The following is an 11,598-nucleotide window of genomic DNA, read 5'->3' on the forward strand; positions in this document are numbered from 1 at the left end:
GGGTGATTTGTCGATAAATTTTCGGCTACGTCAGTTACCATAGTGCACTCGTATTGATGTGAATGAAAAAATGTTACTCTCAAAAGCAAAAGGCATAAAAGTATGAGTCAATGTTAGCACAGCTATCATTGACGATATGTTTAAACGTTCAAAAATTTGTATGGTTATTACTGCTGATTCTCGTTTAGTACATTTTTGTGATTAGCGTCACTATCAGGAGGTAATGATTTGGTCGCTAACGAGGCAGCAGACAAAGATAAATGATCTCGATTGGCACGAATGAAATCTGCCAATACTGTTTCATTAGCACGGTAGGGATTGCCTAAAGTTGGGATGCGCTTAAAACGTCGATAGCCCCACATATAGTGGCTACAGTTGTCTTTAATCATGTGCTCCATAGACTGATTGAGCGCATGAGCTGCTGTTTCGGAATTACGGTCATATAAGGCTGGATTATCGAGTTTATAACAATAAATATCAAAACCACGACCATCGTCACGGCGGATACAAGATAAGCCGACCAACGCACATTTGGTCTTGCTAGCGAGTTTGGATGCGAGAGTACTGGTTAACGTTTTAACACCAAAGAACGGTACGACAACACCGCCTGAAGGGTCAGGAACATGATCGGGCAATACAATGCTAAAGCCCCCTTGTTTGAGGGTTTTGAATATGGCTTTGACACCGCTACCATCAGTGGGTACTAGTGTTGCATTGAGGCGTGATCGACCTTGCAGTATAAAGTCATCAGTTATATTACCCTTAACGGGCTTGTACATGATGGTTGGTGAGCCAAATTGATTGAGCCAAGCATTCATCATCTCCCACGTACCCAAATGCGGTACGATGGCGAGCATACCATTCGGGCTAGCCAGTCCTTCTAAAAGAATGTCTTTGTTATGCACATCTTGTATTTGAGCGATACTCCACTCAGGTGGCATTGCCCAGCTTTTGATAGACTCAATACTGGTCATACATTGGTGGTAAATAATATCTTTGACTAAGGATCGTTTTTCATTGTCTGGTAACTCGTGGCGGGTCAGTGCTATATTAATATTGACGGTACGCATGATACTCAGACTGGGTATTTTTATAATCACCCACGCAACAAAACGTGCCAATATCTGCAATACAGGTAATGGCACGAATTTGAAAATATGATACGGATTCATGACCATTCGCATGGTGATGAATCATGTAACAAACAATGTAAAACAGATCTGAGCATCATGAGACCAGTTATTAAGCAGGTTATTTGGCATCAGCCTGAGCTTTTTCGCGCACACGAATACCAAGATCACGTAGCTGCTTGCTATCAACTTCAGCAGGGGCTTGGGTTAATGGGCACTCAGCAGTTTTAGTTTTTGGGAAGGCAATCACGTCACGAATAGACTCTGCGCCTACCATAAGCATAATTAGGCGATCCAAACCGAAGGCTAAACCGCCATGCGGTGGCGCACCAAATTTCAATGCATCAAGTAAGAAACCAAACTTATCTTCAGCTTCTTGCTCGCCGATACCTAAAGCTTCAAGTACGGCTTGCTGCATATCAAAGGTATTGATACGTAAGCTACCACCACCCACTTCAGTACCGTTTAATACCATATCATATGCGATAGATAGGGCCGATTCTGGGTTGTTTTTCAACTCTTCAACTGAGCCTTTAGGCTTGGTGAACGGATGATGCATTGACGTCCAACGACCATCGTCAGTCTCTTCAAACATTGGGAAGTCGGTCACCCAAAGTGGTGCCCATTCACAAGTCGTCATTTCAAGGTCTAGACCAATTTTTTGACGTAGAGCGCCGATTGCGTCATTGACGACACTGGCTTTATCCGCACCAAAAAAGATAATATCGCCGTCTTCTGCACCAGTACGCTCAATCAAGCTTACCAATACATCATCGGTCATGTTTTTGATGATAGGAGATTGTAGACCAGATTCTTGGTCAACGCCATTGTTGACGCTGCTAGCGTCATTGACTTTGATATAAGCCAAACCACGTGCGCCATAGATACCGACAAACTTGGTATAGGCATCGATTTGCTTACGGCTAATCGAAGCACCGCCAGGGATACGTAGAGCTGCAACACGACCTTTAGGATCGTTAGCAGGACCTGCGAACACTTTGAAGTCAACATCTTTCATCAAATCTGCAACGTCGACCAGTTTTAGTGGAATACGTAAATCAGGTTTGTCTGAAGCATAATCACGCATTGCTTCTGCGTAAGTCATGCGAGGGAACTGCTCAAACTCAACGTCCATCATAGTCTTGAACAAATGCTTGATTAGACCTTCGTTGATGTTCATGATTTCTTCTTCATTTAAGAAAGAAGTCTCAATATCCACCTGAGTAAATTCAGGCTGACGATCGGCACGTAAATCTTCATCACGGAAGCATTTAGCGATTTGATAATAACGGTCAAAACCTGACACCATTAACAATTGCTTAAACAGCTGTGGCGACTGCGGTAATGCAAAGAAGTTACCTGGGCGTGTACGTGAAGGCACAAGATAATCACGAGCACCTTCTGGCGTCGCACGTGTCAGAATAGGGGTTTCAACATCCAAGAAACCATGATCGTCTAAATAACGACGAATCGCTGAGGTCGCTTTGGCGCGGAAAACCATACGCTCTTGCATTTGCGGACGGCGCATATCAAGATAACGATATTTTAGACGCAAGTCTTCTGAAACTGTGGTTTTTTCGTCATTCAATGGGAATGGCGGTGTTTCAGATTTCGCCAACACTTCAATTTCTTTAGCCAATAGCTCAATTTGACCACTGGTCATGCTATTGTTTTCAGTACCTTCGTAACGGCGACGTACACGGCCAGTAATTTTTAGCACATATTCAGGACGTACGGCATCAGCAATCGCAAAAGCTTCTGGGGTATCAGGGTCAATGACGACCTGCAAGATGCCCGCGCGGTCACGCATGTCTAAGAAAATTACGCCACCGTGATCGCGACGACGATGTACCCAGCCTACGATATTAATGGTTTGCTCAAGTAAGCTTTCGGTTACGGCTCCGCAATATTCGTCTCGGTATTCGCTATGCGTCATAATATAATTATCCAGTTGTCAGCCCAATTCGAAATACAATAATGCAGCCATTGTTGCACGATTCAAGCGATGCGCAAAAAAAAGCACAAACAACGCGATTAAGACAAATGGTCATCACGTTGGCTGCAGAAAATATGATATAAACGCATATTATGCCTAATCTGCCCTTGTTATACAACCAGCTGAGTCCAATCAAAACGCAGGAATGCTTCGGTATCGAGGGTATTTATCCCGTAACATCTGCATTGGGTTAAATATTGTCATTTTGCTTGAAAACATGAGCCACTGTGCACATATCAAGCTCACTTATAAAATCCTATTGATCCTATTAAAGTTATTTCAATAAAGTTATCTCAATAATGTAAGGAATACTGCTCATGCTTTTTCATCCTGCCAAAAATCCTGTTGAATTGCGGGTTATTCATTTGAATAAAAACCAAGAACAACGCCGTGAAGACTTGATGGAAGCCACGCAAGGTAAAGCGGCTCTTAAGCAGTTCAGAAAAACGATGGCTAAAACAGCCAAACAGGCATTAAAAGCAAAAACCAAAAATAAGAAAAAAAATGCCGATGATAAGTCACAAGTTTTCGTTCTCGACTTTGATGGTGATATCAAAGCAACCGCAGTTAAGCATCTGCGCGAAGAAATCAGTACGTTAATCAGTGCGGCTAACAAAGGTGATGAGGTAGTGGTGCGTCTTGAATCCGGCGGTGGTTTGGTGCATGGTTATGGGTTAGCGGCAGCGCAATTGGTTCGCTTAAAAGACGCTGGTCTAAAGCTAACTGTCTGTGTCGATAAAGTTGCAGCGAGCGGTGGCTATATGATGGCGTGCGTCGCAGATAAGGTAGTGGCGGCACCATTTGCCATTATTGGCTCAATCGGTGTGGTATCACAATTGCCAAACTTCCATAAATGGCTCAAAAACCATGACGTCGATTATGAGATGTTTACCGCTGGCGACTACAAGCGCACAGTCACTGTCTTTGGAGAAAACGATGCCGAAGATCGTGCCAAATATCAAGAAGAGCTGGAGCAGACGCACGAGCTATTCAAACATTTTGTGAATAACTATCGTCCAACATTGGATGTCGCAAAAGTGGCCACTGGAGAGCATTGGTATGGCGAAGATGCATTAAAACTTAATTTGATCGATAGCTTGCAAACGTCAGACAGCTATATTTTAGAACGTATGGAAGACAATGAAGTATACGCATTGCATTCACGCCAAAAACCAACCCTCGCTGAAAAATTAGGATTGGCTCAAGCGGCAGAAGCGACCGTAAGCTTGGCAATTAATAAGCTGCCGGATGCGTTAGCACGTTTTGATTTTAACAGTCGTTTAAATATCCTAAAATAGCGTTAGATATCATTGTATTAATGAATATATAGTATTTTAGGGTTTCGATTCTTATTGATGCATTGTTTGTGTTTTGTAAAAGGCGTGTCCTAGCTGGTCGCGCCTTTTTGCTGTTTAATAATAATTGCTGTGTTATAAATGATGCATACAGAAGACAGTATACGTACGTACACTATAAAGATTCCATCAACTTTTTAATCAAAGGTTGATGAAAATAATCAACAAAGAAAAGGATGTCACCTATGTCTGATAATACATTGATGTTTACGGCAACAGAACATGGTCAAGCCATGCACGCCAAAGTCAAAGCATTTATCGAAACCCAAATCGAGCCGATCGAAGCGCAGTTTTGGCAAGAATGCCATGCGCAAAATCCGGATGGCAATTGGAAAAACTGGCAGTGGCCAGAAAAGTACGAAAGCCTGCGTAAACAAGCACGCGAAGCGGGTTTGTGGAATCTATTCTTACCCGATGATACTTTAGGTGCTGGGCTTTCAGTGACCGATTACGCACCCATTGCAGAGTTGACCGGTCGCAGTTTACTTGCGCCTTATGTATTTAACTGTAATGCTCCTGATAGCGGCAATATGGAATTGTTGTGGCGCTATGGCTCGCAAGAGCAGCAAGACAAATGGATGATGCCGATTTTAGAGGGTAAAACTCGTTCGGTTTTTTGTATGACAGAACCTGATGTTGCTTCAAGCGATGCGACCAATATGCAAGCCACAGCCGTAGTTGATGGTGATGAGATTATTATCAATGGCAGCAAATGGTGGTCATCTGGTCTTGGCGATCCTGCGGTCGATGTGCTGATTGTGATGGCTTACACCCCTGATGAGAGCAAAGGTCGTCATCAGCAGCATTCTATGGTATTGGTGCCAGCGAAAACAGCGGGTGTCAATATCGAGCGTATGCTCAAAGTATTTGGTGATTATGATGCACCGCATGGTCATGGCGAAGTCAGCTTTAATGATGTACGCGTGCCGGTCAGTCACTTTATCGGTGGACCCGGTATGGGCTTTGAGATTGCGCAGGGTCGTCTAGGGCCAGGTCGTATTCATCATTGCATGCGTTGTATTGGCGCTGCTGAAAAATCTCTAGAGTTGGCAGTTAAGCGTGGCATGTCACGTACGGCCTTTGGCAAACCATTATTACAGTTGGGTGGCAATTTTGAGCGTATCGCTGAAGCGCGTATCAAGATTGACCAAGCACGTCTGCTGACTTTGTATGCCGCGCAAAAAATGGACGCGCAAGGTACAAAAGCCGCATTGACTGAAATTTCTGCTATTAAAGTGGTTGCGCCGACGGTGTTGCAAGAAGTGGTTGATATGGCGATTCAAATTCATGGTGGAATGGGCGTTTGCCAAGATACGATGCTGCCAAGCTTTTATGCGCAAGCACGTGTATTACGTTTAGCGGATGGCCCTGATGAAGTGCACAAAACCATGATTGCTAAGTTAGAGCTCAAGCGCCAAGGTTTTAGCCGTCCGTCTAAACCTGCCAAAGCATAATTGTGCTTGCTAACCAACGTAGTCATCGGCTTCAATCGCCATTCGTTTAATAATAGGCCTGACGTAAAACCCAATGAAAAGTTCACTATCAATATTTGATAGTGAATTTTTCATCACTCATATTTCATCACTCATATATGTTATAAAAATAAATGACCACATGATAAGGAATGTCTCATGGCAACTGATAACCATGCCAACGATACTGGCATGACAAACAGCGCAACTAATAATAAAGTACTTGATAAAGGCGGTGATGTCCGCGAGGGCGAAGAGCTCGACGCCCAAGCAGTCAGCAATTGGCTACGTGAGCAAGGTGTCGATATAAAAGGCGAGCCAACGGTCACGCAATTTTCAGGCGGCGCGTCAAACTGGACGTATCGTCTGCAATATGAGGGTGAAGGCGAGAGCCAAGATTTAATCTTGCGTCGTCCACCAAAAGGCACTAAAGCCAAGTCAGCGCACGATATGGTACGCGAATATACCGTACAAAAAGCATTAAAAGATGCTTATCCCTATGTACCCAAGATGATTGCCTTATGTACCGATGAAACTGTCATTGGTGCCGATTTTTATGTCATGGAGCGCATGGAAGGTATCATTCCTCGTGCCAATTTACCCAAAGGCATTGATTTAGACGAAGCGCAGACCCGTACATTATGTACCAATGTGATTGACGCTTTGGTTGAATTGCATCAAGTGGATTATACCGAACATCCTGATTTGGTTACGCTGGGTCGTGGTGACGGTTATTGTGAGCGCCAAGTCACGGGCTGGGATAAACGTTATGTCAAAGCAAAAACGCCTAACGTACCAAGCTTTGCACTGGTACGACAATGGCTTGGCAAGCACACGCCTGCTGATAGCAAAACTTGCGTTATTCACAACGATTGGCGCTTTGATAATGTGATTTTGGCAGCTGACGACCCGACCAAAGTGATTGGTGTACTCGATTGGGAAATGGCAACTCTTGGCGATCCTTTGATGGATTTGGGCAGCGCTTTGGCTTACTGGATTGAAGCAGATGACAACATCGTCATGCAGCAGTCACGCCGTCAGCCAACACATCTAAAAGGTATGATGACCCGTGATGAAGTGGTCGACTATTATCTTGAAAAGACGGGCTTAGAGATAGCCAACTGGACCTTTTATGAAGTGTTTGGTCTATTCCGTCTGGCGGGCATTGTCCAGCAAATTTACTATCGCTACTATAATAAACAAACGACCAATCCAGCCTTTAAGAATTTTTGGCTTATCGTCCATGTATTACACGCTAAATGTCTTAAGCTGATAGCGCAGTATGAAGGTGAGATGCTGTTCAATACTCATGTACAGCCGCATCTAAAAGACATGGGTGTCGACGCACAAACGATTGAACAGCTACCAAGCCCAGTACAAAAAGTGGTCAAAGGTATTTTACCAAAAGGCTATTTTGCTAAAAGTACGGATGCCTCTGACCATTAATTTTCTTAAAAGCAGCCATTTAGTGAATACAATCAAAAGGGATTATTTATGACAACCATACTTTTGGCACGTCATGGTCAAGCGTCATTTGGACAAGAAAATTATGATCAGCTCTCAGAGCTAGGCAGTATTCAAGCGCAGATGCTCGGTCAGCATTATGCGACGACTCAGCGCAGAATCGACGCTATCTTTAGTGGCAGCTTAGTACGGCAGCAAGACTCGGCACGACATTTTTGGGAGAGCTACCAGTCCTCTATGGATAATAGCAACGAGGCACCCATTTTAGCCGCACTCGATATAAATGAGCCTGACAGCTACATCATTCCGCAGTTTGATGAGTTTAATCATAAAGATGTATTGGTCAAATCCAATCCTGCTTTTGCTAGTAAAGCAGCCATTGCGATTGAACTTGCAAAGGCAGATGTTCCAGCGACGCGTCTAGCTGAACTGTTCGATCGAGCGATGCAGCGCTGGCATGCGGGTGATGATGACCGTGACTATCTTGAGAGTTGGTCACAGTTTAGCAGCCGTGCCCAACAAGCAGTTGAGCAAATACGTATGCAAGTGGCGAGCTTAAGCTTAGATCACCATAGTACAGTATTAGTCTTTACCTCAGGCGGCGTGATCGCTGCTATTACCGCGCAGCTATTGCAGCAAGGTAGCCAGACTGCTTATCAGCTCAATAAAAGCTTGGTCAATACAGGGGTGACGTCTATTACGCTAAAAGATCAGAGTACACGCCTAATGTCTCTTAATGAATATAGTCACTTGTTTGCTGACGGAAAACGCTTTGTCACTTGGCGATAGACGAGAAAACTGTTATTTTGGCGACATACAAGGCGCTGAATACATGACCGCGATTTAGTGGTTAGGGCGTGTTAAAGCTATTTCGTTATCGATATACAAAGGATTGTTTATGAAAAACCAATTAATGAGCTTAGTCACAAAAGGTACTAAGCAAAGTCAGCAGCAGGTATTGAGTGCGATTCAACCGTCACGCTATCTTAAAGGCTTAAATAAGCAGCAAGTAGGACGTGATAAAACCATTTTAATCACCGGTGCTAGTTCAGGCTTAGGCGAGGGCATGGCTCGACTGTTTGCCAAGCTTGGCTACAACCTCGCTATCTGTGCCCGTCGTACTGAGCGCTTAGAGAGCTTGAAGTCAGAGTTGATGGCAGCTTATCCCAATATTCGCGTTGAATATCGAGTATTAGACGTCAGTGACTACGATGCAGTTTTTGAGGTTTTCGATGCTTTTGCCGCTGACTTTGGTAGTATTGACCGTGTTGTGGTCAATGCTGGTGTCGGTGAGAGTCGCCGTATCGGTAAAGGGCGTTTTGAGACCAATCGTCGCACTGCTGAGATTAACTTTATTTCAGCGCTGGCACAGTGTGAAGCCGCCATGGATATTTTTCGAGCACAGAATAGTGGTCATTTGGTGGTGATATCGAGTATGTCAGCGATGCGTGGTCTACCTAGGCATCTGACCACCTACGGTGCGACTAAAGCGGGGCTGGCTCATTTGGCAGAAGGCATTCGAGCTGATATGCTGTTGACCAAATTGCCGATTAACGTTTCTACTATTTATCCAGGCTATATTCGTACTGAAATCAACGAAAATGCCAAGCCGTTACCGTTTGAAGTAGATGTTGATACGGGTACCAAAGCAATGGTTGCTGCAATCGAAGCGGGTGTTCAAGAAGCTTGCGTGCCTAGCTTGCCTTGGTCTATGGTCAGTCATGCAATGAAACATTTACCATTACAAGTACTCAATAAACTGAGTTAATGCTGTTTAGATTGACATAAATTCAGACAATAAAAAGCCCTTTACAGATGATGTAGAGGGCTTTTTATTATGGAGTTATTACTGATGCATCCATTTAGCGATACATCAATAATAAATCTTATGGTAAGGCTTTATCTTCATTATGAGAAGGTTTGTGGGTTGTCCAGCATATGCTGCTCACGTAACTTTTGACGCAGTACTTTACCCACATTACTCTTAGGCAGCTCACTCACAAACTCAATATGACGCGGACATTTATAGCCAGTCAAATTATCTAGCGCAAACTCTTTGATATCGCTTTTGCTAACATTATTGTCGACAGGAACGATATAAATTTTAACCGCTTCCCCTTGGTTTTCATCAGGAATACCAATCACTGCACAATCAATAATGCCATCACAATCGAGCATGACAGATTCGATTTCATTCGGAAAGACGTTAAAGCCTGAGACCAAAATCATGTCTTTTTTGCGATCTAATAAGGTAATGTAGCCTTTTTCATCCATGCTAATGATATCGCCAGTACGGAAATAACCATCGCTAGTAAAGTCATCGCTGTTGTCTTTGTTGAAGTAACCTGACGTGACATTTGGTCCTTTGATGCACATCTCACCCGCTTGATGTAGACCTAAACGTTCACCGTTGTCGTCCACAACGATGATGTCGACGCTAGGGACTGGGATGCCGATTGTACCGTTGAATTTACGGTCAGTGATGACGTTGGCAGTACCTGCTGCGACACCTTCGGTCATGCCCCAACCTTCAACCATTGGACAGCCAGTCACTTCTAACCAGCGTTTAGCCGTTTGCTCGGTAGCAGCCATACCACCAGCTTGCGAAATACGCAACGAGCTAAAATTGAGATCTTTGAAGTTTGGTTGATCGAGCAGGCCTTTAAATAGTGTATTAACCGCAGGAAAAATATGGAAGGGTTGTTTTGACAGTGTTTTGACAAAGCCTGGCATATCACGCGGATTTGGTACTAAAATAAAGGTATATCCTGAACGCATACCCAATAGGCTAAGCATAAAAGCAAAAATATGATAGAGCGGCAGGGCCATAACCATATTGATATAAACTTCATTGATATCTGAAGTCACAGGGCGATACCACGCCTCTGACTGTAGCGCTGCTGCTACTACGTTACGCTGCGACAGCACAGCACCTTTAGACAGCCCTGTGGTACCACCAGTGTACTGTAAAATAGCCTTTTGCTCTAAAGAGGTCTTTTGTGCTTGAAACGGTAAGTTTCTGCCTTTTTTGAGAACGTCAGGGAATTTGGTTACCTCGTGCTTAGGGTCGTCAAGCTTGTACTTGGGTACAAGGCGTTTTACTTGACGAATAACCGTATTGACCAAGATCCCTTTGAGACCCATCATATCGCCCATTTTTGAGAGGACAATACGTTTGATGGCTGTCTCATCGATGACTTGCTCAAGTGCTTGGGCAAAGTTATCGACCACAAATATAATCTGAGCGCCCGAATCATTCAGTTGATGACGCAGCTCACGACCAGTGTAGAGCGGATTGATAGGTGTGCAAATATAACCTGCGCGCAAAATACCAATCATCGTTGGCAAGTACTGCGGCACGTTTGGCATCATGAGGGCGACCACGCTGCCTTTGGGAATACCTTGGGCTTGCAACCATGCAGCAACCGCTAGTGAGGCTTTATCAACGTCTCCATAAGTGTGTGTCACACCCATGCAGATAGACATTGGATGCAGACGGAAGCGATCAAAGCATTCCTCATAGAGTTCTATCAGGTTTTCGTACTGATCAGGATCGATTGTCTTGGGTACGCTTGCAGGATATTGAGCAAGCCAAGGTTTATTCACGGTCATATTTAGCGTCCTTAAATATTAATATAAGTTAAGGTCTTATAAGAAAGTAGTCACATCCCTGTCAACAACATAAATCATTGCATGGTAAGCAATGCAGTGCTGAGTGCTATCCTAACTATTAACTGACTGCTAACATACGGTGGCCTTTATACAATTTTGTCCAATCACAAAGAATGATCTGCCTTGTAGATTAAACGGTAAATAAGTACATTTGATGATTAAAATGTCACTTAAAAAATATCGTCATGCCTCAATAACCCTTGTAAGTCACTTTCAATAAAAACCTTATCAATTAAAACTTTAGAACATTGACTGACATATTTTGGCAACACACTAACACAACTACAACTGAATTCGATATTATGATAAGCGTACTTCACAGTCCATATATAAATTTGATAAATGAAGTCATATGTGTTGTAAATCAAAAAGGATGAGTGGTAGATAAGTTGGGATAAGCTGTTCTATATCGCAGAAAAAATAACTAAGTCTTATTTCTTTATGTCCTGTGCCGTTCTAAACGGCAGCGCTCAAGGAGTATGCTTTGAAGTTACTGTTACAATCTGTTG

General features: G+C 43.6%; 8 protein-coding genes. 5 read left to right on the forward strand and 3 right to left on the reverse strand.

Going from position 1 to position 11,598, the window contains the following annotated elements:
• Nucleotides 1–167: 167 nt before the first annotated feature.
• Both ACMFL8_RS06070 and aspS read right to left on the reverse strand, forming a co-directional pair.
• A complete protein-coding gene (locus ACMFL8_RS06070) occupies nucleotides 168–1,172 on the reverse strand; it encodes a lysophospholipid acyltransferase family protein (protein ID WP_413190375.1) in 1,005 nt (334 codons plus the stop codon).
• A gap of 79 nt (nucleotides 1,173–1,251) precedes the next feature.
• Nucleotides 1,252–3,066, reverse strand: a complete 1,815-nt coding sequence (gene aspS / locus ACMFL8_RS06075; RefSeq protein ID WP_194619804.1) for an aspartate--tRNA ligase — start codon at nucleotides 3,064–3,066, stop codon at nucleotides 1,252–1,254.
• Nucleotides 3,067–3,443: 377 nt separating this feature from the next.
• Here aspS and sohB point away from each other — a divergent pair, with 377 nt between their 5' ends.
• The 5 genes from sohB to ACMFL8_RS06100 all read left to right on the forward strand — a co-directional run bounded on the left by sohB (nucleotide 3,444) and on the right by ACMFL8_RS06100 (nucleotide 9,185).
• The gene (sohB, locus tag ACMFL8_RS06080) at nucleotides 3,444–4,424 is read left to right on the forward strand and encodes a protease SohB (RefSeq protein WP_194619802.1); all 981 of its coding nucleotides are present in this window, start codon (nucleotides 3,444–3,446) and stop codon (nucleotides 4,422–4,424) included.
• Between the two features lie 260 nt (nucleotides 4,425–4,684).
• Nucleotides 4,685–5,935 carry an acyl-CoA dehydrogenase family protein gene (locus ACMFL8_RS06085; protein ID WP_227676190.1) on the forward strand — a complete coding sequence of 417 codons (1,251 nt, stop codon included), beginning with the start codon at nucleotides 4,685–4,687 and terminating at the stop codon, nucleotides 5,933–5,935.
• 177 nt (nucleotides 5,936–6,112) lie between these two features.
• Entirely contained in the window at nucleotides 6,113–7,399 is a 1,287-nt protein-coding gene (locus ACMFL8_RS06090) for a phosphotransferase family protein (RefSeq protein WP_413190376.1), read from the forward strand.
• 48 nt (nucleotides 7,400–7,447) lie between these two features.
• Nucleotides 7,448–8,206: a histidine phosphatase family protein gene (locus ACMFL8_RS06095; RefSeq protein ID WP_210540610.1), complete on the forward strand. Its 759-nt coding sequence runs from the start codon at nucleotides 7,448–7,450 to the stop codon at nucleotides 8,204–8,206.
• Between the two features lie 109 nt (nucleotides 8,207–8,315).
• Nucleotides 8,316–9,185, forward strand: coding sequence for an SDR family oxidoreductase (locus ACMFL8_RS06100; RefSeq protein ID WP_413190377.1), 870 nt, complete (start codon nucleotides 8,316–8,318; stop codon nucleotides 9,183–9,185).
• A gap of 140 nt (nucleotides 9,186–9,325) precedes the next feature.
• Here the strand turns inward: ACMFL8_RS06100 and ACMFL8_RS06105 are convergent, their stop codons facing one another.
• Nucleotides 9,326–11,029 carry an AMP-binding protein gene (locus ACMFL8_RS06105; RefSeq protein WP_194619794.1) on the reverse strand — a complete coding sequence of 568 codons (1,704 nt, stop codon included), beginning with the start codon at nucleotides 11,027–11,029 and terminating at the stop codon, nucleotides 9,326–9,328.
• Between the last annotated feature and the right edge of the window lie 569 nt (nucleotides 11,030–11,598).

The sequence above is a fragment of the Psychrobacter sp. AT9 genome (genome assembly GCF_047272965.1).
GTDB lineage: Bacteria > Pseudomonadota > Gammaproteobacteria > Pseudomonadales > Moraxellaceae > Psychrobacter > Psychrobacter glaciei.

Bases quoted from the DNA above. Each gene is read 5' to 3' on its own strand.
- ACMFL8_RS06095 (WP_210540610.1), top strand. From the start codon at position 7,448: ATGACAACCATACTTTTGGCACGTCATGGTCAAGCGTCATTTGGACAA.
- ACMFL8_RS06105 (WP_194619794.1), bottom strand. From the start codon at position 11,029: ATGACCGTGAATAAACCTTGGCTTGCTCAATATCCTGCAAGCGTACCC.
- ACMFL8_RS06100 (WP_413190377.1), top strand. From the start codon at position 8,316: ATGAAAAACCAATTAATGAGCTTAGTCACAAAAGGTACTAAGCAAAGT.
- sohB (WP_194619802.1), top strand. From the start codon at position 3,444: ATGCTTTTTCATCCTGCCAAAAATCCTGTTGAATTGCGGGTTATTCAT.
- aspS (WP_194619804.1), bottom strand. From the start codon at position 3,066: ATGACGCATAGCGAATACCGAGACGAATATTGCGGAGCCGTAACCGAA.
- ACMFL8_RS06090 (WP_413190376.1), top strand. From the start codon at position 6,113: ATGGCAACTGATAACCATGCCAACGATACTGGCATGACAAACAGCGCA.
- ACMFL8_RS06070 (WP_413190375.1), bottom strand. From the start codon at position 1,172: ATGAATCCGTATCATATTTTCAAATTCGTGCCATTACCTGTATTGCAG.
- ACMFL8_RS06085 (WP_227676190.1), top strand. From the start codon at position 4,685: ATGTTTACGGCAACAGAACATGGTCAAGCCATGCACGCCAAAGTCAAA.